17 protein-coding genes are annotated in these 23521 nt (G+C 65.3%); 10 read left to right on the top strand and 7 right to left on the bottom strand.

The genetic code is table 11. The features are described from left to right. Nucleotides 1-119: 119 nt before the first annotated feature. A complete protein-coding gene (locus ACVIW0_RS02150) occupies nt 120-7613 on the bottom strand; it encodes an Ig-like domain-containing protein (RefSeq protein WP_461350821.1) in 7494 nt (2497 codons plus the stop codon). Nucleotides 7614-8039: 426 nt separating this feature from the next. Here ACVIW0_RS02150 and ACVIW0_RS02145 point away from each other — a divergent pair, with 426 nt between their 5' ends. Continuing rightward, nucleotides 8040-8834, top strand: coding sequence for a thermonuclease family protein (locus ACVIW0_RS02145; RefSeq protein ID WP_461350820.1), 795 nt, complete (start codon nt 8040-8042; stop codon nt 8832-8834). Nucleotides 8835-8888: 54 nt separating this feature from the next. Then, the gene (locus ACVIW0_RS02140) at nt 8889-10382 is read left to right on the top strand and encodes a M48 family metalloprotease (protein ID WP_461350819.1); all 1494 of its coding nucleotides are present in this window, start codon (nt 8889-8891) and stop codon (nt 10380-10382) included. 109 nt (nt 10383-10491) lie between these two features. Here the strand turns inward: ACVIW0_RS02140 and ACVIW0_RS02135 are convergent, their stop codons facing one another. Then, entirely contained in the window at nt 10492-10893 is a 402-nt protein-coding gene (locus tag ACVIW0_RS02135; RefSeq protein WP_461350818.1) for a c-type cytochrome, read from the bottom strand. A gap of 219 nt (nt 10894-11112) precedes the next feature. Between ACVIW0_RS02135 and ACVIW0_RS02130 the strand changes: the two genes are divergently transcribed. Beyond that, nucleotides 11113-11934, top strand: a complete 822-nt coding sequence (locus ACVIW0_RS02130; protein WP_461350817.1) for a transporter — start codon at nt 11113-11115, stop codon at nt 11932-11934. A 148-nt stretch (nt 11935-12082) separates the two neighbouring features. Here the strand turns inward: ACVIW0_RS02130 and ACVIW0_RS02125 are convergent, their stop codons facing one another. After that, complete coding sequence (locus ACVIW0_RS02125; protein ID WP_461350816.1) at nt 12083-13375, bottom strand: MFS transporter; 1293 nt, start codon at nt 13373-13375, stop codon at nt 12083-12085. A 244-nt stretch (nt 13376-13619) separates the two neighbouring features. On the opposite strand from ACVIW0_RS02125, the gene cyoA reads away from it, so the two are divergent. From cyoA to ACVIW0_RS02090, 7 genes are read left to right on the top strand one after another with little or no spacing between them, the layout of a single operon-like run. Then, nucleotides 13620-14786, top strand: a complete 1167-nt coding sequence (cyoA, locus tag ACVIW0_RS02120) for a ubiquinol oxidase subunit II (protein ID WP_461350815.1) — start codon at nt 13620-13622, stop codon at nt 14784-14786. Nucleotides 14787-14796: 10 nt separating this feature from the next. Beyond that, nucleotides 14797-16800, top strand: a complete 2004-nt coding sequence (gene cyoB / locus ACVIW0_RS02115; RefSeq protein ID WP_461350814.1) for a cytochrome o ubiquinol oxidase subunit I — start codon at nt 14797-14799, stop codon at nt 16798-16800. Further along, complete coding sequence (gene cyoC / locus ACVIW0_RS02110; RefSeq protein ID WP_461350813.1) at nt 16797-17429, top strand: cytochrome o ubiquinol oxidase subunit III; 633 nt, start codon at nt 16797-16799, stop codon at nt 17427-17429. The genes cyoB and cyoC overlap by 4 nt, the downstream gene beginning before the upstream one ends. Beyond that, nucleotides 17426-17830 carry a cytochrome o ubiquinol oxidase subunit IV gene (cyoD, locus tag ACVIW0_RS02105; protein WP_461350812.1) on the top strand — a complete coding sequence of 135 codons (405 nt, stop codon included), beginning with the start codon at nt 17426-17428 and terminating at the stop codon, nt 17828-17830. The genes cyoC and cyoD overlap by 4 nt, the downstream gene beginning before the upstream one ends. 2 nt (nt 17831-17832) lie before the next feature. Further along, nucleotides 17833-18660: an SURF1 family protein gene (locus ACVIW0_RS02100; RefSeq protein ID WP_461357223.1), complete on the top strand. Its 828-nt coding sequence runs from the start codon at nt 17833-17835 to the stop codon at nt 18658-18660. A gap of 28 nt (nt 18661-18688) precedes the next feature. Then, nucleotides 18689-20017 (top strand): ATP-binding protein, encoded by a 1329-nt coding sequence (locus ACVIW0_RS02095; RefSeq protein WP_461357222.1) that lies wholly within the window; start codon nt 18689-18691, stop codon nt 20015-20017. Next, complete coding sequence (locus tag ACVIW0_RS02090) at nt 20007-20543, top strand: response regulator transcription factor (RefSeq protein ID WP_163160946.1); 537 nt, start codon at nt 20007-20009, stop codon at nt 20541-20543. The genes ACVIW0_RS02095 and ACVIW0_RS02090 overlap by 11 nt, the downstream gene beginning before the upstream one ends. A gap of 63 nt (nt 20544-20606) precedes the next feature. Here ACVIW0_RS02090 and ACVIW0_RS02085 read toward each other — a convergent pair whose 3' ends face one another. The 4 genes from ACVIW0_RS02085 to ACVIW0_RS02070 all read right to left on the bottom strand — a co-directional run bounded on the left by ACVIW0_RS02085 (nt 20607) and on the right by ACVIW0_RS02070 (nt 23097). Then, a complete protein-coding gene (locus ACVIW0_RS02085) occupies nt 20607-21005 on the bottom strand; it encodes a nuclear transport factor 2 family protein (protein WP_461350811.1) in 399 nt (132 codons plus the stop codon). 253 nt (nt 21006-21258) lie between these two features. Then, a complete protein-coding gene (locus ACVIW0_RS02080; protein ID WP_461350810.1) occupies nt 21259-21474 on the bottom strand; it encodes a hypothetical protein in 216 nt (71 codons plus the stop codon). Nucleotides 21475-21532: 58 nt separating this feature from the next. Further along, nucleotides 21533-22096: a hypothetical protein gene (locus ACVIW0_RS02075; protein WP_461350809.1), complete on the bottom strand. Its 564-nt coding sequence runs from the start codon at nt 22094-22096 to the stop codon at nt 21533-21535. 212 nt (nt 22097-22308) lie between these two features. Then, entirely contained in the window at nt 22309-23097 is a 789-nt protein-coding gene (locus ACVIW0_RS02070; protein ID WP_461350808.1) for a CarD family transcriptional regulator, read from the bottom strand. Between the last annotated feature and the right edge of the window lie 424 nt (nt 23098-23521).

The raw sequence follows: 23521 nt of genomic DNA, 5'->3' as shown, positions 1-23521 counted from the left end.
GATGCGGACCTCGTTGCATCAGGTCCGCTTCGAGGGCGGGATCATGCCGCATGGCCCGCAGTGCAGCAAGCCGCAGCGGCAGCAATCTGTTTTCCGTTGAGCGGAATGACGCGATGCGATCAGAGATGAAAGTCAGGCACGGTCTGATAGGGCGCTCCGGCCGGCAGCCCGAGGAACAGGTACTGCATGCCATATTGCCCGGCGAACGCCGTGGCGGTCGCGTCCATGATGACATGGCCACCGAGATCGAGATGCAGTTCCGGCCGGGTGATCGCCCCAAGCGTATAGGCCGGCGCTGTGGTCTCGTTGATGTGCAACGCATCGAACACCGCCGACACGGCCGACAGCGAGGCCGCATTGCCGGCCAGGTCGACCACGCTGGCGCCATTGGGCGCGAAGCCGGTCACCGCCAGCGAGGACGCGCGATCGGTCGACGACACGATATGATCGAACACCAGTTTCGAGGGATCGCCGAGCAGCGTCGTGGCCGCGGCATCGTAGATCGCGCTGCCGCCGTCGTTCAGCGTCAGTGTCGGCGTGCCGCTGATCACGCGAACCGCCTCGCTGAAGCCGACTGTCAGTTGCACCAGCGCGCCCGGCGACGCAACGCCGCCGGACGGCGTGGCGGTGATCCCGGTGAGATGGGGCGCAGTCGTGTCGAGGGTGAAGGTCAGGCTGGACGACGCGCTGACATTGCCGGCGGCGTCGACCTCCTGCACCGTCACGGAATGCACGCCATCGGTCGTGAACACCGGCGCCACCGTCGAGAAGCCTGACGCGCTGTCGGCCTTGAAACGCAGGGTGTCGGCCGCATCGGCCTTGTAATAGTCGATCAGCGGATTGCTGGTGATGTGATCGGCACTCGAGACGCCGGTGTCCTGATGCAGAAATAGCGCCGGCACCAAGGGCGCCTTGGTGTCGCCGCCGAAATTGACCGAGCTGCTTGCCGCACCGGCGTTGCCGGCGACGTCGGTGTAGCTCGCTCCGGCTACCGACAGGTTTGCCGACAGATAGTTGGTGACATCGGGCGTGAAGATCGCGGTGTAGATATCCTGGCCTGAGCCGTTGAGGCCGACATGAACAAGGTTGCCCATGAAGCCGCCGTGCACGGTGATGTCGCCGAGCGCAAAGCCGGCGACGGCTTCGGAGAAGGTGAACGTCATCAGCGCTGTGTCGCCCGCGTGCAGCACGGTGTGATTGGCCGCGACCGATACAGACGGCGCATGCGTGTCGCCACCGATGGTGGCGGTGTTGCTCGCCGCGCCGGTATTGCCCGCATCGTCCGCATAGCTCGCGGCCGTGACCCGGATCGAGCCCGCCAGCACGTCGTTGATATCCGGCGTGAACAGCGCGGTGTAGATATCCTGGCCCGACACATTGAGCCCGACATGGACCAGGTTGCTCAGCGCCCCGCCGGCGACGACGGTATCGCCAAGCGCAAAGCCTGCGACATGTTCGGAAAAGGTGAAAGTGACCACCGACGTCTGCCCGGCCAGCACCGTGCTCGGGCTCGCGGCAACCGACACCGTTGGCGCCTTGGTATCACCGGTGAAATTGACGGTGTTGCTGGCCGCACCGGCGTTGCCGGCGACGTCGGTATAGCTCGACGCGGTGACCTGCACCGAGCCCGCCTCGGCGTTGCTTTCATCCGGCGTGAAGATCGCGGTGTAGACGTCCTGGCCCGATCCGTTGACGCCGACGTGAACCAGATGACCCAGCGCCCCGCCACGCACGGTGACATCGCCGAGCGCGAAGCTCGCGACCTCTTCGGAGAAGGTGAACGTCACCAGCGCGGTCTGACCCGCCAGCAGCGCGTTACGGTCAGCCGCGATCGACACCGTCGGCGCCAGCGTATCGCCGCCGATCGTCGCAGCGTTGCTCGCCGCGCCGGCGTTGCCGGACAGATCGGCATAGCTCGACGCATTGACCTTCACCGAGCCGGTCTCGGTGTCGCTGACATCGGGCGTGAAGGTCGCGGTGTAGACATCCTCGCCGGCGCCGTTGAGCCCGACATGCACCAGATTGCTCAGTGCGCCGCCGTGCACGGTGGTGTCGCCCAGGGTGAAGCCGGACACCGCCTCCGAGAAGGTGAAGGTCGCGACCGAGAGGTCGCCGGCCAGGACCGCGTCGGGATTCAGCGTGACGGAGACGGTCGGCGCCTTGGTATCGCCGGTGAAATTGATCGTGTTGCTGATACCACCGGCATTGCCGGCCGTGTCGCCGTAGCTCGATGCGGTGACCTGAACCGATCCGGCCTCGGTGTCGGTGACATCGGGCGTGAAGGTCGCGGTGTAGATGTCCTGGCTGGCGCCGTTGACGCCGACATGGACAAGATTGCCCAGTGCGCCGCCGCTGACGCCGACATCGCCGAGCGCGAAGCCCGCGACGGCTTCGGAGAAGGTGAAGGTCACCACTGCGGTCTGGCCGGCGAGCAGCGCGCTATGATCCGCCGAAACCGACACCGTCGGCGCCTTGGTGTCGCCGGTGAAATTGACCGTGTTGCTCGACGAACCGGAATTGCCGGCGACGTCGCTATAGCTCGAGCTGTTGACCTGCACCGACCCCGCTTCGGTGTTGGTCACGTCGGGCGTGAAGGTCGCGGTGTAGACGTCATGGCCGGAGCCATCGACACCGACATGGGTGAGATTATCAAGCGTGCCGCCACTGACGGCGACGTCGCCCAGCCCGAAACCGCTGACGGCCTCGGAGAAGGTGAAAGTCACGACCGCGGTATCGCCGGCCGCGAGCGTGCTGTGATCGGCAGTGACCGACACCGCCGGCGCCTTGGTGTCGCCTGAGAAATTGATCGCGCTGCTGGCCGCGCCGGCGTTTCCGGCCGTGTCGGTATAGCTACCCGCATTGACCTGCACCGAGCCCGCCTCGGAATTGGTCATGTCAGGCGTGAAGATCGCCGTGTAGATGTCCTGGTGCGCGGCGTTGAGACCGACATGGACAAGGTTATCAAGCGCGCCGCCGCTCACTGTCGTATCCGACAACGCGAATCCCGTGACCGCCTCGGAGAAGGTGAAGGTGACGAGCGAAGTCTGCCCGGCCAGCAGCGAGGTCGAGCTTGCCGCGACCGATACCGTCGGCGCGACCCCGTCGATCACCAGATGCAGATCGGCCGCCGCATGGGTGACGTCGGCGTCCTGGCCGCCGGGATCCTTGATCGTGCCGCCGTTGAGCGACACGCTCTGCACCTGCAGATCGGACGTGCTGTCGCCGTCCTGCACCGTGTAGCTGAACACCAGTGCCTGCGAGCCGCTGCCGCTGACATAGGTCGCGGCCTTGCCGTCGTTCAGCAGCAGTTCCGGCGCACCGGTGACGCTTACAGCATTGCTGAAATTGACCGTGATGGTGACGACCTTGCCGGTATTGAGCAGCGTCAGGTGACCGGTCGTGTCCGCGGTCATCGATGCAATGCTGGACTGCGACCTGATCTCGAGGTGCGGCGTGGCCGAACCATCCGAGGCGAGGCTCAGCGAGCCGAAGGTGGCGCCCGCGCCGAAACCCAGGTGCAGCGAGGCGAGCGTGCTGCCGCTGCCGCTCTTCACCGTCAATACGCCGTTCGCATAGGCCAGCGTCGCCGTCGCGTCATAGGCGATGTTGCCGAAGTCGATGGTATCGCCGCCGGCGAAGCCGGTGATCGACGTGCCGAACGAAGTCCCCGAGAATGCCGCCGCATCGAGCACGAGCTTCTCATTGCTGCCGTCCGTGAACGCGATCGCTCCGGTTCCGGCCGCGCCATTTGCAGCCAGCTCGAGGATCGAACCCTTGATGACGGTGCCGCCGGAATAGGTGTTGTGCGCCGATAGCACCAGGCGGCCGCCGCCGGTGACCTCGACATCGCCTGCGGTCGCGCCATCGGAGATCACGCCGCTCTGGGTGACGGTCTCGCCGGCGGCAACGTTGAAGACTGGATCGCCCGCGACGGTGATGTTGCGGGTCTGCATAAAACCGTCGGTAAAGCTGATGCCGGTGCCGTCGCCGAGCTTCAGCACGTTGGTGACCGCGCCGAGATTGACGTTGGACGAGATCGATATCCTTGTGCCGGCGCCGCTGAGCGTGGTGTTCCCGGTGTAGGTGTTGTTGCCGCCGAGGATGACGGTGCCGCCGCCGCTGATGGCGAGACCGCCGACGCCGGCATTGGCGCCGGTGCCGCCATTGCCGCTCTGGTCCGCGATGTCGTTGGCGACCGTCAGCGTCTGGCCGCTGGCCGGCGCGAAGCTGAGATTGTTGTTGCCCTGGATGAAGATGCCGGAGCCGTATGCCGATCCGCTGGCTTGGCCGCCGCCATTGGTGCCGCCCTTGACCGCGTTGAAACCCGCATCGTTCGACAGCGAGCCGCTCTTGATGGTCAGCGAGCCGCCTTGCTCGACGAAGACGGTACCACCAGCGCCGAGGCCGCCACCGCCACCCGCCGTGCCATCACCGCCGCCGAAGCCGCCGAGCCCGCTGACGCCGCCACCGCCGCCGAAGCCGCCACTGCCGCCATAGCCGCCGCCACCACCGAAGCCACCATTGCCGAACGCCCCGCCGCCACCGCCGTAGCCACCATTGCCGCCGTCGATTGCGTTGCCGCCGCCGACGCCACCGCCGGTACCGTGTGCGCGGTTGTTGTTGCCGAAGAAGCCACCCGCGCCGCCGCCGCCGCCATTGGCGCCGCCCGTTCCGCCATACCAGTAAAGCATGGTCCCGCTGCCGAACGGGATCAGGTAGCCGTCGACGCCTTTGCCGCCCCCCGCGGCGCCGGGAACGATGCCAGCCGCCCCGTTCTGAAATGCGGCAGAGTTCGCGCCCTGTGCGTGAAGGCCGATGCCGCCACCGCTGCTGTTGCCGCCCCGGCCGCCCATTCCGCCACCACCGCCGAAGCCGTCGAGGTTGGCGTTGCTCGCGGTACTGCCGGTTCCGCCATTCCCGCCGATCGCGGCACTGTTGTGAAACACGACATTGTCGAGCGTGGCGCTGCCGTTTGCCGAGACGAACAGCGCGCCGCCGAGCCCGGCGCCACCGCCGCCGCCGCCCTGGATGACGCCGCCGCCGGCCGCCACCGTGTTCTGGATGGTCAGGTTCTCGAGATTGACGTTGCCGGCATAAACGAAGAACCCGCGCTGGGCGTTGAGGCCGTCAATCGTGTAGGCGCCGCCGTGACCATCGCTGCCGTTGATGGTGACACTCGACCCGCTCAAGAGATTGAGCGCGTACAGCTCCGACGAGAGGCTGAAGTTGGCGGTGATATTGATGGTGTAGTTGGCGTTCGCCGCGGCGTTCTGGCCGCCGGAATCCATCTGCAGGATGGCTGCGTTGAGCTCGGTGACGTTCGAGACATTGAAGACGCGCGTCGACACAAGCTGCACGATTGTGCCGCCATTCGCATCCTGCGAAAGCTGGAAGCGGGCGCCGCCGTCGAGCCCGGTCACGGTCAGCGTGTCGGTCGTGGTGCCGTTCGAGATCGAGAGCGTGTTGCCGGACAGGCTGACGGTGTTGAGCGAGGGATTCTGGGTGTTGTAGTGCAGCCCGGTGAGATCGATCTTCTGGCCGGGATTGAAGTTCGCGATCGTGTTGGCGAACGCGTTGCCGTTCAGCGCGGCGTCGTCGATCTTCAGCGTGCCGCCGAGGCCCGTCGTGAACGAGATGTTGCCGGTGCCGGCGGCACCATAGGTCGTGAGCCAGGCGGTGCCCGAATAGATCGTCGTGCTGCCATAGCTGTTGGCATGGCTGAGCACGAAGGTGCCGCCGCCGTCGATGCCGAGATTGCCGCCGCCACTGATCAGGGCGGTATCGGTGACGGTCGCGCCGGTCCCGACCGTCAAAACCGAGTTGCCGCCGACCACGATCGCATCGTCAAGGGTTCCGCCCGTCGTCAACCCAAGGTGCCCACCGCTCAGGTTGAGCGTCCCGGTCAGCCCCGCGAGCTGGCCGAGCCCGAGTTGCAACGTGCCTGCACCCGACAGCGTGAAGGTGCCGGAGCCGCTGATCGCGCCGGTGTCGGCAATCGTGCCGGACGAGATGTCGAAGGTGCCACCCGCGGCGGTGACCTGGATGTCGTGCGTGAAGGTGTAGCCGCCGGTCGTGGTCAGCGTGCCGCCGTTGAGGATCAGCGCGCCGGCCGAGCCGCCGATATTGTTGTCGGCGGTGATCGAGAGCGTATTGCCGGCATCGATCTGGGTGCCGCCGACATAGCTGTTGGCGCCGGTCAGCGTCAGCGTGCCGCCGCCCGATATCTGCAGCTTTCCGGTCGTGCCGCTGCCGCTGATTCCCTTCTCGTCCGCGATCGTGTCGGCGATCGTCAGCGTTGTGACGGTCTGCAATCCCTCGAAGACCGTGGAAACGGTGTGCGTCGGCGTGACGACCATCGTGCCCTGGATGAAGATGTCGCCATAGGCCGAGCCGTTGCTCGCGCCATTGGCGCCAGTGCCGCCGGCCTCGGTGGCACCGGACAGGGCGCCGCCGATCACGGTCAGCTTGCCGCCTTGCTGGACGAAGATGTCGCCGCCGGCGCCGAGACCGCCGCCACCGCCGCCGGCGAGCGAGCCACTGCCCGCGCCGAAGCCGCCAGTGCCGGGCGTGCCGTTCGACCCGCCGCCGCCACCTCCGAAGCCGCCATTGCCGCCGGTGTGCGCGTATCCGCTGCCATTGCCGGATCCGCCGCCACCGCCGGCGAATCCGCCATTGCCGCCGCCATAAATGCCACCGCCGCCACCGCCGCCCATGCCGCCGGCGCCGCCATAGCCAATCACGTTGCCCGAAGGCCCGCCGCCGACCGAGTTGGCGCCACCGATGCCGCCACCGCCGCCACCGACACCGCCGCCACCACCGCCGCCGCTCGCGCCGCCGCCGGCATGCGCGCCGTAGCCGCTGCCGCCGTAATTGTCGGCGCCCTGCCCGCCGCCGGCCGCGCCTTCGATCGTCGCTGGCGTGCCGCCGGCATTGTTCGCGCCGCTCGAGGGATGCTGGGTGTCGGAGCCGGCCTCGCTGTACCCGTTGCCGCCATTGCCGTGATAGCCGTAGTAGTCGTGGCCGCCGAAGCCGCCGCCACCGCCGCCGCCGCCGTTGCCGCTGCCGCCATCGGCGCCAATGCCGCCGCCACCACCGCCACCACCGAGCGGATCGACCGCGCCGCCATTGCCGCCCTTCGCGGTGTTGTTGCCGAAATTGACATTATTCAGCGTGACGTCGGCGTTCTGTCCGACGAACAGGCCGCCGCCGAGGCCGGCACCGCCGCCGCCACCGCCGACCCCGCCATTGCCGCCGCTCGCCACCGCATTGATGATGGTGAGGTTCTTGAACGTCACCGCGCCTGAGGTGACGACAAAGCCCTGATAGCCGCGCGCGTCGATGACGTCGCTGTAGTCCTGTCCGCCGAGTTGATTGTTGTAGTCGGAGTTGCCGTCGAAGGTCAGCGTCGAGCCGTTCATCAGGTTGATGGCCGGCAGATCGTCGAGCAGCTGCAACGTCCGCGCGCTGGAGGAGAGCGAGAAGTTGATGACGTAATCGGTGTTGGCCGCAGCGAGGCCGCCACCGACGCTGATCGCCGAGATCGCGTTGTAGAGCTGGATGTAATCGTGGACGGGATCGCTGGTCGTCAGCGTGAGAACAACAGGGTTCGACACAGGACCTCGGCAATAGGATTGAGCGATCGCAATCGATCGCTGTTTCTAAAAATCGCCGAATAGTTATCGTGCGCCGCAAGTCATTGGCAATAATAACGAATTCTCATTCCGCGCACGGAGTTGAGATGGTCAATGGGTAAGGTTGACGGGCGCGCGGACCGCGTTGCGCGCGATTGGATGGCCATTTTCGTCACGGCAAGGGATATGCGAGGTGCGTTTGTCCCGTCGCGCGCACGCATTGATGTGAAACCGGCAGCGCGTTCATGCGCGCGATGAGAGACGCTAGCGAAAAAATGTTCGCCGAATCAACGTGCCCTCGCCGAAGCGGTGTCGTTTCGCTGGTGGCCCCGCAACGATCTTTCGGTCAGACTGTCTTTTGGCGGCCCACGCTCGGAGCAGAGAGCCCGCCGGAGTGAAGAGTGCAGCATGACGCCTCCACACATTCGAGCATGGCAACGCCGTCCGCAGACGGTGACGTTCGCAGCCTGCGCGCTCGCGATCGTCGCATGCATCGAACTTGCCGAAGCGGCTGGATGCAATTTCGAGATTCAGGGTGAGGGGCACGTCGCGGCGATCATCGATGCCCGCAGCCTTCGGCTCGATGACGGCCGTGAGGTCAAGCTCGCCGGCATCGAGGTGGCGGACAGGACGAAGGCCGTTGCAGCACTGACGGCGCTGCTGGTTGGCCACGACGTGACCTTGCGCGGACCGGATGACACGCCGGATCGCTATGGCCGGCAGGCGGCCTACGCCTTCCTCGAAGGCCGGGAGCTACCGGTGCAGGGGGAGCTGCTGCGTCAGGGCCTCGCGCTGGTGTCGTCCGAGATCGCCGACAAGGACTGCGCCGCGGCGCTGATGGCGGCGGAGGGCGAGGCTCGGGCGGCCCGGTCGGGAACCTGGGCCGAGGCCAGCGTCATAAAAAACGCCGAAAGTCCGGACGATATTTTGGCCGGGATCGGGCGTTTTACAGTGGTTGAGGGTCGGGTTTTGTCCGTGCGTCAGGCGGGGGCGACGACCTACCTGAATTTCGGCCGAAACTGGACTAGGGACTTTGCTCTGACTATTTCAAGGCGCATAGTCCCTGCGTTCGAGGCGGCCGGGCTTTCGCCCAAGTCTCTGGAAAATCGCAGGATTCGTGTGCGGGGCTGGGTGGAAGCGCGACGTGGGCCGCGAATCGAACTGCTCCGGGTGGGGCAGATTGAAGTGCTCGGCGGGAATTAGGGGCTCTTTGGCCGCAGTTCGGCCGATTCACGGGACAATTTGTGAGTTTTTGACGTGATTGAGCGCGCTGGACGGCGTGAAGACGGGACTGGGCGCCGCCTCTCGGCGGCGCCTGTGCTGGTCTGCGCGGCCCTGACGCTGTCGGCCTGCGGCAATGTCGGCCGCTTCGAGCAGGTCGCCCCGACCGCGGCCGCCGCCCCGGTGAAGCCGAACCGGGTGGTGCAGCAGACGCCCAACAGCGAGCGCGAGCATGAGCGCATCCTGTCGTCCTATGGCGGCGCCTATGACGACCCCAAGCTCGAGGCCCTGATCAGCAAGACCGTCGAGCGGCTGGTCGCCGCCTCCGAACGGCCCGACCAGGCCTACAAGGTGACCATCCTCAATTCCGGCGCGGTCAACGCCTTCGCGCTGCCGACCGGCCAGCTCTACGTCACGCGCGGCCTGATCGCGCTCGCCAGCGACACCTCGGAGCTCTCCTCGGTGCTGAGCCACGAGATGGCGCATGTGCTGGCCAAGCACGCCGCGATGCGCGAGGACCAGGCCCGCCAAGCCGCGGTGGTGACGCGCGTCGTCACCGACATGAGCACCGATCCCGATCTCACCGCGCTGGCGCTCGCCAAGACCAAGCTGACGCTGGCGAGCTTCTCGCGGCAGCAGGAGTTCGAGGCCGACGGCATCGGCGTCGGGATCGCCGCGCGCGCGCATTTCGATCCCTACGGCGCGGCGCGCTTCCTGACCGCGATGGAGCGCAATGCCGCGCTCAAGATCGGCAAGACCGCGCTCGATCCGCGCGCGCAGGATTTCACCTCGTCGCATCCGGCGACGCCGGAGCGCATCGCCAATGCGCAGACCACCGCGCGGCAATATTCATCGCCCGAGAGCAACGATCGCGACCGCGAGACCTATCTCGCCGCGATCGACAACATCGTCTATGGCGAGGACCCCAGCGAAGGCTTCGTGCGCGGCCGTCGCTTCCTGCATCCCAAGCTCGGCTTCACCTTCACCGCGCCCGACAATTTCACGCTCGACAACACCGCGCAGGCGGTGATCGGCGTGCGCGAGGGCGGCAGCCAGGCGATGCGCTTCGACGTGGTGCGGGTGCCGGCCGAGCAGTCGCTCGGCGACTATCTGAATTCCGGCTGGATGGAAGGCGTCGAGAAGTCCTCGACCGAGGACCTCACCATCAACGGCTTTCCGGCCGCCTCGGCCACCGCGCATGGCGACCAGTGGCAGTTCAAGGTCTATGCGCTGCGCTTCGGCAGCGACGTCTACCGCTTCATCTTCGCCGCCAAGCAGAAATCCACCGAGAGCGAGCGCAACGCGCGCGAGACCGTCAATTCATTCCGTCGCCTGACGCTCGACGAGATCCAGGCCGCACGCCCGCTGCGCATCAAGGTGATCAACGTGCAGCCCGGCGACACCGTGGAATCGCTGTCGCACCGCATGGCCGGCGTCGATCACCCGGCCGAGCGCTTCCGCGTGCTCAATGGTCTCGACGCCCACGCCCAGGTCAAGCCGCGCGACCGCGTCAAGATCGTGGTGGATTGAGGCGGTAGAGAAACCGTAGCCCGGATGCAGCGAAGCGCAATCCGGGTAGGTTCGTCCGCGGAGGGATAGCCCCGGATTTCGCTTCGCTGCATCCGGGCTACAAGCAACCCTACTTCGCCTTCTCCTTGAGGAAGGCGATGATGTCGGCGCGGTCCTTCGGATCCTGAAGTTCGTAGAACATCTTGGTGCCCGGAACCATCGCGTCCGGTCCGGTGAGCCATTTGTCAAGATTCTCCTCGGTCCACACGATCTTCGAGTTCTTCAGCGCCGGCGAATAATCGTAGCCGGCGACCGAACCGGCGAGCCGGCCGACGACGCCCTTGTGCATCGGGCCGACGTCGTTCTTCTCGATCGAATGGCAATCGCTGCAGCCCTGATACAGCGTGGCGCCGCGTGCCGGATCGCCCGCCGCCCGGGCGCTGTTCACAGCGAGCAGGATCGCGATGGCCGCCATCGCCGCGATTTTGGCCTGCCGCGGCGCCAGTGCGCCTGCGATCGAACGAATGGTCATTCCGGGTCTCCTGTTTGCCACCACAACAGGAGCCGCCGCACGATCATTCTATTCCCTGCCGCCGGCCCTCATTGCACCGGACGCCGGCCGCGGGGATCGCCGACAATCACGCATCTTGTTGATGTTTTTTTCCGCCCGCGCGGAATATCCGCGCGGCCTCGTCGATCTTGATCGCAGCTGCCGCCTCCGCAGCCGCGCCGCGCTATTGGAGCATCCCCAGTGTTTCAGACCAGGTTCGGCGCCGTCGCTCGACTTGCCGAACTCGGCTGCGTGCTTGCTGCGCTCACCCTCGCAGCAGCCACCGCCGCGCGCGCGGACGGCTGTCCTAGGGACAGCAACAAGCCGAGCGACGAAATTGCGACCGACCGGCCCGACGTCACCAACTCCAGTATCGTCGTGCCGGTCGGGAGCCTGCAGAACGAGAACGGCATCAACCTGACTGGCCGCGACGGTGGCCGCAGCATCGACGGCAGCAACAGCCGTTGGCGGCTCGGCATCGCGCCCTGCCTGGAAGTGCTGGTCGACCTGCCGAGCTATGTCGGCACGCTGAAATCGCCGGGCGCCTCGGGCTTCTCCGACGTTGCGCCTGCCATCAAATGGCAGATCAGCCCGGTGCCCGGGACAATCGACCTCTCGATCACGGCCGGCGTCGCGTTGCCGACGGGTGCTTCTGTTGTCGCCGGGCGCGGGGCGCAGCCCTACATCCAGCTGCCATGGTCATGGGAGTTGCATGAGGGCTGGGGCGTCAGCGGCATGTTCACGGAATTCTTCCGCCCCGCCGAACTGACCGGCCAGCACATGTCGGAGGTGACGCTCGTGATCGAGAAGAAGCTGACCGAGCGGATCAGCGTGTTCAGCGAATATGTCGGCGACTATCCGGATGGCGCGCGGCCGACCCAGCTGATCAATTCCGGCGGCATGTACAAGATCACGCCGACCCAGCAGCTCGACCTCCACGTCGCGTTCGGGCTCAACCGCAACTCGCCGAACTACGTTTTCGGCTTAGGCTATTCGTTCCGCGTCGACGGGCTATTCCGGTAGTCCACCTCCCCTTGAAAAGGGGAGGTCGCTTTGCTCGCCAGAGCAAAGCGGGTGGGGATATTGTCTCTCCACGCACGCCAGCATCTGTGGCTGACCCCCATCCCGACCTTCCCCCTTTCAGGGGGAAGGAGCAGGTAGAGCTGCGTGACTAATTCACTTCCGCTTCACGTAGGCCGCTCAACCACAGCGCCAGCAGCGTCCACACCGCGCCCGACAACAGGTACGCACCGGCCGAGATCAGGCCGAAATGCGTCGCCAGCAAGAGCGCGGCGAGCGGCGCGAATCCGGCGCCGAACAGCCAGGCGAAATCCGAGGTCAGCGCCGAAGCAGTGTAGCGATAGCTGCGGGCGAAGTTAGAGGCGATCGCGCCCGACGACTGGCCGAACGACAGGCCGAGCAGCACGAAGCCGAGCACCATGTAGACGGTTTCACCGAACGCGCCGGCGTCGAGCAACTGCGGCGCAAAGCCGCTATAGACCGCGATCGCGACCGCCGAGCCCAGCAGCAGCGGCTTGCGCCCGACGCGGTCGGCGAGCATGCCGGAGACGACAATCGCGGCGACGCCGACCATGGCGCCGATCATCTCGATGATCAGGAAGCGCACCGGGCTTTCCTTGGTGAACAGGAACACCCAGGACAGCGGAAACACCGTGACCATGTGGAACAGGGCAAAACTCGCCAGCGGCGCGAACGCGCCGAGCAGGATGTTGCGGCCCTCCTGCGCGACGGTCTCGCCGACCCGCGCCGGCTCGAGGTCGCGGCTTTCGAACAGCTCGGAATATTCATCGGTCGCCACCATGCGCAGCCGCGCGAACAGCGCCACCACGTTGATGGCAAAGGCGACGAAGAACGGATAGCGCCAGCCCCAATCGAAGAAATCATCCGCCGACAGGTTGCCGGCGAAGAACGCGAACAGCGCGCTCGCCACGATCAACCCGAGCGGCGCGCCGAGCTGCGGCACCATCGCGTACCAGCCGCGCCTGTTCGGCGGCGAGTTCATCGCGAGCAGCGAGGCGAGGCCGTCCCACGCGCCGCCCCAGGCGATGCCCTGCAGGACGCGCGCGGCGGCCAGGAGCCAGATCGCCGCAACGCCGATCGTGTCGTAGCCGGGCAGGAAGGCGAGCGCGACGGTCGCGGTCCCGAGCAGGAACAGCGCGATGACGAGCTTGGCGCCCTTGCCGTGGCGGCGGTCGACCGCCATGAAGATGACGGTGCCGAGCGGCCGCGCGGCGAAGGCCAGCGCGAAGAGGCCGAAGGAATAGAGCGTGCCGGTCAGTTCATTGACGAACGGGAACACCAGCTTCGGGAACACGATCACCGAGGCGATCGCATAGACGAAGAAGTCGAAGAATTCCGAGGTGCGTCCGATGATGACGCCGATGGCGATTTCGCCGGGTTTCGCCTGCCCGTGACCTGACGCGGTCGGGGTGCCGTGAGCCATTGCTGGGGCCTGTGCCATCGCCGGAGAACCGTCCTTTGGAGCCTGATCCGGGAAACCGGAGGCCGGTTTTCCGAACCAATCATGCTCGAACTAGATGAGGCCACGGGCAGACTTTGCCACGCGGTCCACCTCACTTTCTGACGGTCTATCCCGCAGTGCAACATTGGACAAATTGTCCAATGTCAACTTTGCTGCATCGCAGCTACCCCTTGGCCGAACTCATAAAATTCAAGTGGGGTGAGCCGTGCGCGCCTTGAAATTATTGGCCTTATTGCCGTTCGCGGCGCTCCTAGGCGGGTGCGATTTCGTCGTCCTGGCGCCTGCCGGCGACATCGCCGCCCAGCAGCGCGACCTCGTCGTGATCTCCACCGTCCTGATGCTGATCATCGTGCTTCCGGTGATGGCGCTGACCGTCTTCTTCGCCTGGCGCTATCGCCAGTCCAACACCCAGGCTCCCTACGAGCCGGACTGGGACCACTCCACCCAGCTCGAGCTGGTGATCTGGTCGGCGCCGCTTCTCATCATCATCTGCTTGGGTGCGCTGACCTGGATGGGCACCCATCTGCTCGATCCCTACCGCTCGCTCGGCCGTATCGCCGCCGACAAGCCGATCGAGAGCAAGGACGCCCCGCTCAACGTCGAGGTGGTCGCGCTCGATTGGAAGTGGCTGTTCATCTACCCGGATTACGGCGTCGCCGCCGTCAACGAACTCGCGGCGCCCGTCGATCGCCCGATCCGCTTCCGCATCACGGCCTCTTCCGTGATGAACTCGTTCTACATTCCCGCGCTGGCCGGCCAGATCTACGCCATGCCCGGGATGGAGACCAAGCTGCACGCGGTGGCCAACAAGCCCGGCACCTTCCGCGGCTTCTCTGCGAATTACAGCGGCGCCGGCTTCTCCGGCATGCATTTCGATTTCAAGAGCCTGTCGAACACCGATTTCGACAAGTGGATCGCGACCGCCAAGGCCAGCGCCAGCATGCTCGGCCGCACCGACTATCTCCAGCTCGAGCGTCCGAGCGAGAACGATCCGGTCCGGCTCTATCGCTCGGTCGATCGCGATCTCTACAAGGCGATCCTCAACATGTGCGTCGAGCCCGGCAAGATGTGCATGAGCGAGATGATGGCGATCGACGCCAAGGGCGGCTTGGGGCGCGAAGGCTTCAACAACACGCTGCCGCTGACTTACGACAAATACGCCCGCCGCGGCGCGCCGCTCGGCTCTGAGCCGACCTTCGTCGCCGGCATCTGCTCGATGGACGAGATCAAGGACGCGCCGTCGCGCGAGGTCTCCGCGCCGCTCGATTTGACGCCGCTGCGCGGCTTCGGGTTGAAGCGCCCGCCGTTCTCGCCGGCCCATCCGTCATCGACATCCCTGCTGCTCGGCCAGCCTCCGAAATCAGAGTCCTGAGGAGGACCGCATGAATCCCGATCTCGTCAAGATGATCTTCGGCCGCCTCAACCTCGATGCGCTGCCGATCCATGAGCCGATCCTGGTCGGCACCTTCGCGGTGGTCGCGACCGGCGGGCTGGCGCTGTTCGCCATCGTCACCTACTTCCGGCTCTGGGGCTATCTGTGGCGCGAGTGGTTCACCACCGTGGACCACAAGCGCATCGGCATCATGTACATGATCCTCGGCATCGTGATGCTGCTGCGCGGCTTCGCGGACGCGCTGATGATGCGCATGCAGCAGGCGATCGCCTTCAACGGCTCGGACGGCTATCTGCCGGCCCATCACTACGACCAGGTCTTCACTGCCCACGGCGTGATCATGATCTTCTTCGTGGCGATGCCGCTGGTCACCGGCCTGATGAACTACGTGGTGCCGCTGCAGATCGGCGCCCGCGACGTCTCCTTCCCCTTCCTCAACAATTTCAGCTTCTGGATGACGGTCGGCGGCGCCGTGCTGGTGATGATGTCGCTGTTCGTCGGCGAATTCGCCCGCACCGGCTGGCTCGCCTATCCGCCGCTGTCGAACATCGGCTACAGTCCAGACGTCGGCGTCGACTATTACATATGGGGCCTCCAGGTCGCCGGCGTGGGCACGACGCTATCGGGCATCAATTTGGTTTGCACCATCGTCAAGCTGCGCGCGCCGGGCATGACGATGATGAAGATGCCGGTGTTCACCTGGACCTCGCTCTGCACCAACGTCCTGATCGTCGCCTCCTTCCCGGTGCTGACGGCGGTCCTGGCATTGCTGTCGCTCGATCGTTACGTCGGCACCAATTTCTTCACGAACGACTTCGGCGGCAACCCGATGATGTACGTGAACCTGATCTGGATCTGGGGCCACCCCGAGGTCTACATCCTGGTGCTGCCGGCGTTCGGCATCTTCTCGGAGGTGACCGCGACGTTCTCCGGCAAGCGGCTGTTCGGCTACACCTCGATGGTCTACGCCACCGTCGTCATCACCATCCTGTCCTACCTGGTCTGGCTGCACCACTTCTTCACGATGGGCTCCGGCGCCAGCGTCAACTCGTTCTTCGGCATCACCACCATGATCATCTCAATCCCGACGGGCGCGAAGATGTTCAACTGGCTGTTCACGATGTATCGCGGCCGCATCCGCTTCGAGCTGCCGATGATGTGGACGGTGGCGTTCATGCTGACCTTCGTGATCGGCGGCATGACCGGCGTGCTGCTCGCGGTGCCGCCGGCCGATTTCGTGCTGCATAACAGCCTGTTCCTGATCGCGCATTTCCACAACGTGATCATCGGCGGCGTGCTGTTCGGCCTGTTCGCCGGCATCAACTACTGGTTCCCGAAGGCGTTCGGCTTCAGGCTCGATCCGTTCTGGGGCAAGCTGTCGTTCTGGTTCTGGGTCTCCGGCTTCTACTTCGCCTTCATGCCGCTCTACGTGCTCGGCCTGATGGGCGTGACGAGACGGCTCCGCGTGTTCGACGATCCGTCCTTGCAGATCTGGTTCGTCATCGCGGCCTTCGGCGCCTTCCTGATCCTGCTCGGCATTGGTGCGATGCTGGTGCAGTTCGCGGTCAGCATCCTCCGGCGCGAGCAGCTCAAGGACACCACCGGCGATCCCTGGAACGCGCGCACGCTGGAATGGGCGACCTCGTCGCCGCCGCCGGACTACAACTTCGCCTTCACGCCCGTGGTCTACGACAACGACGCCTGGTGGGACATGAAGCGCCGCGGCTACAGGCGCCCGCTAACCGGCTTCAAGCCGATCCATATGCCGTCCAACACCGGCACCGGCGTCATCCTCGCCGGCTTCGCGACGGTTATGGGATTCGCACTGATCTGGTACATCTGGTGGCTCGCCGCCGTCAGCTTCGTTGCGCTGCTCGCGGTCGCGATCGGCCACACCTTCAACTATCACCGCGACTTCCACATCCCGGCGGATGAGGTGGTGCGGACTGAAGACGCGCGGACACGCGTCCTTGCCGCGGGAGCCCAGACATGAGCGTAGCGACAACCATAACCGCTCAAGGCTCCGAGCCGGTCTTCCACGTCGTCGACGAGCACGATCATCCGGAAGGCGCCAGCACCATGCTGGGCTTCTGGATCTACCTGATGAGCGACTGCCTCATCTTCGCGATGCTGTTTGCGACCTATGGCGTGCTCGGCGGCAGCTATGCCGCCGGCCCGTCGCCGAAGGACCTGTTCGACCTCAAGCTGGTCGCGCTCAACACCACGATGCTGCTGCTCTCCTCGATCACCTATGGCTTCGCCATGCTGACGATGGAGAAGTCCAGGATCGGCCAGACCCAGCTCTGGCTTGCGATCACGGGACTGTTCGGCCTCGCCTTCCTCGGCATCGAGCTCACCGAGTTCGCCCACATGATCCATGAGGGCGCGACGCCGCAGCGCAGCGCCTTCCTGTCGTCGTTCTTCACGCTGGTCGGCACCCACGGCCTGCACGTCACCTTCGGCCTGGTCTGGCTGGTGACGCTGATGGTGCAGACCGCGCGGTTCGGCCTCACCACCGCCAACCGGCGCCGGCTGATGTGCCTGTCGATGTTCTGGCACTTCCTCGACGTGGTCTGGATCGGCGTCTTCACCTTCGTCTATCTGCTGGGAATGCTGCGATGACAACGAAATCACACGCCGAGGCTCATACGCTCGAAGCCAATGCCGGCGGTCAAGGCCATGATGATCATGGCGGCGCGGCCCACGGCTCGCTGCAGAGCTATCTGATCGGCTTCGGCCTCTCGGTCGTCCTCACCGCAATTCCGTTCTGGCTGGTGATGACCGGCGCCATCGCCGACAAGCAGGTCACCGCGCTGATCGTGCTGGTGCTGGCCGCGGTGCAGATCGTGGTCCACATGATCTACTTCCTGCACATGAACACGCGGTCCGAAAACGGCTGGACCATGATGGCGATGATCTTCACCGTGGTCATGGTGGTGATCGCGCTGACCGGCTCGCTGTGGGTCATGCATCACCTCAACATCAACATGATGCCGATCCACGATATGAGCCAGATGCCGTGACGATGCGATCTGCCAGGCCACCGCTGGTGCTGCTCACGCTCGGCATGCTGGGCGTGGTGCTGCTGAGCGCGCTCGGCATCTGGCAGGTCGAACGCCGGACCTGGAAGCTGGCGCTGATCGAACGGGTCGAGCAGCGCATGCATGCGGCGCCGCTCGCGCCGCCGCCGCCATCGTCATGGCCGGCGGTCACGGCCGCGAGCGACGAATATCGCCGCGTCACCGTGCGCGGCACGTTCCTCAATGCCGAGGAGACGCTGGTGCGGGCGGTGACGGCCGAAGGCCCCGGCTTCTGGGTGCTGACGCCGCTGCAGGTAGCCGACGGAACCACGGTGCTGGTCAATCGCGGCTTCGTTCCGTCCGACCGCCGCGATCCCGCGACGCGGCGCGACGGCGACGCGCAGGGCCCGGTCAGCGTCACCGGGCTGTTGCGGATGTCGGAGCCGAACGGCGGCTTCCTGCGCAGCAACGATCCCGCGGCGGGCCGCTGGTATTCGCGCGACGTCGCCGCGATCGCCGCCGCGCACCGATTGTCGCACGTCGCTCCCTACTTCATCGATGCCGATGCGACGCCGAATCCCGGCGGCTCTCCCCTCGGCGGACTCACGATCGTGCGGTTTCCGAACAACCACCTGATTTACGCGCTGACATGGTTCGCGTTGGCCTTTATGCTGGCGGGCGCGCTCCTGCGCATCGCCAGCAGGAGCCGCGCCGGCGCCTCCGATCCAGGGTGGAGTTCAAGGCGCGCCGCCGTGCGCCACCTGGTCGGCGCAGCCCGCAACCTGTCTCGCGACCCAGGCCCAGATGCTCGAGCGCACATCGGATCCGCATGAGGAAAATGCCGCGACCGGCACGGCCGTGATGCCGTCTGCCGCGGGCGCGGCTGCCGGCATGCCGTTCGATCTCGCAAGCCCCGCCGACATCGCCACCAACCGCAAGAACATGGCCCTCTTGGTCCAGCTGCGCTGGATCGCCGTGATCGGCCAGATCGCCACCATCGGCTTCGTCCAGTTCTGGATGGGCATCGCGCTGCCGCTGCTGCCGCTCGCCGCCGTGATCTCCGGGCTCGTCGCACTCAATGTCGTCAGCCTGCTGTGGCTGCGCTACCGCGCCGACATCAACAACCGCGAGCTTTTGGTCGCGCTGGCGCTCGACGTCGCGGCGCTGACCGCCCTGCTCTATCTCAGCGGCGGCGCCACCAATCCCTTCACCTCGCTCTATTTGCTGCAGGTGACGCTCGGCGCGGTGCTGCTCGATGCGCCCTCGACCTGGTCGCTGGTGGCGCTGGTCTGCATGAACTTCGCCTGGCTGACCAGCTACTACCGGCCGCTGGAGCTGGCGCAACAGGGCTTCGCCGACGCCTTCAACCTGTACATCGCCGGCACCTTCATCGGCCTCGTGCTCGACGCCGTGCTGCTCGTGGTGTTCATGACCCGGATCAATCGCAATCTGCGCGACCGCGACCTGCGCCTCGCGGCGATGCGCCAGCATGCCACCGAGCAGGACCATATCGTCCGGATCGGCCTGTTGGCTTCCGGCGCCGCGCATGAGCTCGGTACGCCGCTCGCCTCGCTCTCGGTCATCCTGGGCGACTGGCGCCGGATGCCCGCGCTCGCTTCCGACCCCGAACTGTCGCAGGACCTCGCCGAGATGGAGATCTCGGTGCAGCGCTGCAAGTCGATCGTGACCGGCATCCTGCTCTCGGCCGGTGAAGCCCGCGGCGAGGGCTCCTCGCCGACCACCGTCGCGGCATTCCTGAGCGCGCTGGTCGAGGAGTGGCGGGCGACGCGGCCGTCGGCCACGCTGTATTTCCGCAACGCGTTCGGCACCGACCTTGCGATCGTGTCCGACGTTGCGCTCAAGCAGGCGATCTTCAACGTGCTCGACAATGCCGCCGAGGTTTCGCGCGACTGGATCGAGCTGATGGCCGAGCGCAATGCCGACAAGCTGGTGCTGTCGGTGAACGATCGCGGCCCGGGCTTCTCGCGCGAGATGCTTTCACATATCGGCAAGCCGTATCAATCGACCAAGGGCAGCCCCGGCAGCGGCCTCGGTCTGTTCCTGGTCGTCAATGTCGTGCGCAAGCTCGGCGGCGTGGTAACGGCGCGCAACCGGCCGGATATCGGCGCCGCGGTCAGGCTCGAGCTGCCGCTCTCGACGCTTGCGATCGGAGACCATCTTGACCGATGAACGCCAGCTTCTGATCGTCGAGGACGATTCCGGCTTTGCCCGCACCCTGAAGCGCTCGTTCGAGCGTCGCGGCTACGGCGTCGCTGTATCCACCTCGCTCGACGAGGTCCGCGAGCTGCTCGAGCAGCAATCGCCCGGCTATGCCGTCGTCGACCTGAAGCTCGCTGGCGGCGCCTCGGGTCTTGCCTGCGTCGAAGCGCTGCATGCGCATGACCCCGAGATGCTGATCGTCGTGCTGACCGGCTTTGCCAGCATCGCGACCGCGGTCGAGGCGATCAAGCTCGGCGCCTGCCACTACCTCGCGAAACCGTCGAACACCGACGACATCGAGGCCGCATTCCAGAAAGCCGCCGGCAACGCCGCCATCGAGGTCGGTGCGCGGCCGACCTCGATCAAGACGCTGGAATGGGAACGCATCCACCAGACCCTGATCGAGACCGATTTCAACATCTCCGAAGCCGCCCGCCGCCTCGGCATGCATCGCCGCACCCTGGCGCGAAAGCTCGAGAAGCAGCGGGTGAAGTAGCATCCTAGCCATGCTGCGTAGCCCGGATGCAGCGCAGCGCAATCCGGGACGGCTTCGCTCTGTTCACGTCATCGCGGCGACGTCTGCCGCAGTGTCAATGTATTCCTGAAAACGGACCGCCTTTCCGTCGCGGTACTTGAAGACGTGGGCCCATTCGTTCGTCACGGTCTTGCCTGTTTTCTTCGCCCGCGCCGTGAGCGTACCCAGGACCACGACGGTGTCGCCCTGCTCAATCATCTCACGCGGTGCGAACTCGCTGAATTCCAGATTCTCGCCGACCTGGACGAAGAAGTTTGCAATCTGCTGCTTTCCCTTGAAGGTCCCGGCCCAAGGCAATTTGTCCTGGGGACCAGGGGTTATCCACGTGCAGTTGTCATCGATCAAATCCCTCATGAGCGCCGGAATGTCACCACGTTGAAAAGCCTCATATCCCTTCCTGGTTGCCTCAACATTCGATGTCATCGGATTCTCCTCGCTGCAAATTGATGGGTCACCTCAATGTCGATCAAACAGCGGCAGGGCGGCCAGCATAGCACGCCATGCTCCGATTGCCGTCGCCATCCAGGAAACAAAAGCGATCCGGAGCGATTCTGGTCAGGATCGTTTACGTAGCATCGAGCGCCGTTGCCGTTTGCTTCGCTACCGCTGTATGGCGACGCAGCGCTCGTATTGAGTACACACGGCGCCGCAGCAGGAGAGCCGTGTCATCGAGACGCTACGTGCGGGCCAGAAAGACCCCTAGCAGGAATGCGATGGCAAGTGATTGAAGAGGCGCCGCCTTGGTTGCCTCACTCAGGTGATGCAGCCACCGGTCTCGTTGCGGCAATGGTTCAAATACGCTGTGCTCAGCCATCTGACGGATCGCCTCTGACGCCTGCTCGATGCGTTGCTCAGGGCTGGCCGTGAAAGCAATGGAGGTTTCGTCAGCCATCACCATCAACGTTCCTTGATCCCGGACTGTTCCTCGATTCCTTCACCGAGTGATACGCTCAGTCATTCCCGAAGAAATTCACGAACGGGCGACGCGGGCCGTCGTCGTCTTCCGATGCCATGATCGGTACTTCACGGCGGCCTGCCTGTTCCACGAGCACCGGAGCTTCACGGCGTTGTTCGCCCTGCTCGATGCGCCGCTGCTGACGTCTCGCCTGCTCGGATGCGATACGTTTCGCCTTGCGTTCAGCATACCGCTTGCGCCGCTCCCGTTCTTCCGCTGCAGGCTTCCTCGCCTCGACCGCATCCGCCTGCTTCTCGACGGGCGCTTGGACGTCCTTCGCCGGCTCTGGCTGTATCTGCGACGGCGGGGGTGGCGCGGCGGCTTCTGGAGCGGCGGCCTCGCGCTGGCTGGCTGGCTGCGGTGCCGGGGCGGCTTCTGCCGTCGATGGCAGCACCACGCGTGCTGGTTCCGAGGCCGCCGGCGAAGAAACGCGCGTCTGAGGGCCGGCGGGATCCTTGAGCGCCGAATTTGCTATCAGCAACCCACCACCGAACCCGGCACCGAGGATGATGAAGGTTGTTCCGACGCCCGCGAAGAAAATGACTGCTTTTGATGCCATGGTCCGCTCTCCTCCACTGGCGAGCGAACGCGCGAAAGGTAGCGGCGTTCCGTTCGGGGTAGCCCGGCAATGAGGTGCCGCTCATCCGAGCGGCCGGCGCGCGGACAATCAGGAGCCTCAGCCTGCGCAAGCGAGCGTGCGGCGACATTTCGCCCAAAAAAAAAAAGCCCGGTCCTGCGACCGGGCTTTTGTTTTCAATCCGTCGAACCCTTTCAGGCGGCTTCGTCTTCGACGGCGGTATCGTCGCCATCGCTGTCGGCATCCTCGCCGTCGGCATCGCCCTCGCCTTCACCCTCGGCTTCCGCCTTGGCGCCACGGCGCGGGCTCTTGGCGAGCTGGCCTTCGATCTCCTTGATCGCCTCGGTCTCGGTCGAGTGCTGCACGACCGCGATCTCCCGCGACAGGCGATCCAGCGCCGCTTCATAGAGCTGGCGTTCAGAGTAGGACTGCTCGGGCTGCGATTCCGAACGGTAGAGATCGCGGACCACCTCGGCGATCGCGACGATGTCGCCCGAGTTGATCTTCGCTTCGTATTCCTGGGCGCGGCGCGACCACATGGTGCGCTTGACGCGGGCGCGGCCCTTCAGCGTCTCCAGCGCCTTCTTGACCAGCGCCGGCTCCGACAGCTTGCGCATGCCGACATTGGCGACCTTCGCCGTCGGAACGCGCAGCGTCATCTTGTCCTTCATGAAATTGATCACGAACAGCTCGAGCTTGGCGCCCGCGATCTCCTGCTCCTCGATGGCCAGGATCTGGCCGACGCCGTGAGCGGGATAGACGACGAATTCATTGGCCTTGAAGCCCTGACGCTGGGTCACGACCTTCTTCGGCTCCTCGACGCGCGGCGCGGCCGGCTTGGCGGCAACCTTCGGGGCAGCGGCGGGGGCGGCAGCCTTCGGGGCAGCCGGCTTCGGCGCAGCAGCAGTTTTGGGGGCGACCTTCGCAGCAGCGGGCTTCGCAGCTGCCGCTTTCGCGGCAGTCTTGGCAGTCTTTTCTGGCATCACGCTTCTTTTGTTCTTTGAGGACTTTGCAGCCGCGGCCTTCTTGGCGCCCTTCACAGGCGCCTTGGCACGGCCCTTGGTTGCGCTGCGAGCAACGACAGCGGCTTTCTTCGTCGTCTTTGAAGCACTCTTTTTACGCGTTTTCTGTGACACAGCCTGCGCGCGGAAACTGCCACGCCCCTGTTCGAGTGTTGCGGGAACCTCGAAGCCACAAGGTACGCATGGCAGGGGGGTTCTTGGCCTGTAATGTGTCAGATATAGCACATTTTCCGCAAAAATCAATGGTTTACGCCCGATTCCGGGCATAACAGGGTCTTCTCAGGTCATATGTCCGTCATTAGGGTTAAATCCACGGCCCGACGGAGGTCCGCGGCGGGCCAAAGCCCGCCCTTATCGGGGTAGTCCGGAAGATTGCTCGCGAATG

This window comes from Bradyrhizobium sp. USDA 4454 (genome assembly GCF_054822705.1).
Note: the sequence above shows the minus strand (reverse complement) of the source record. Positions and strands in the feature narration are given on the sequence as shown.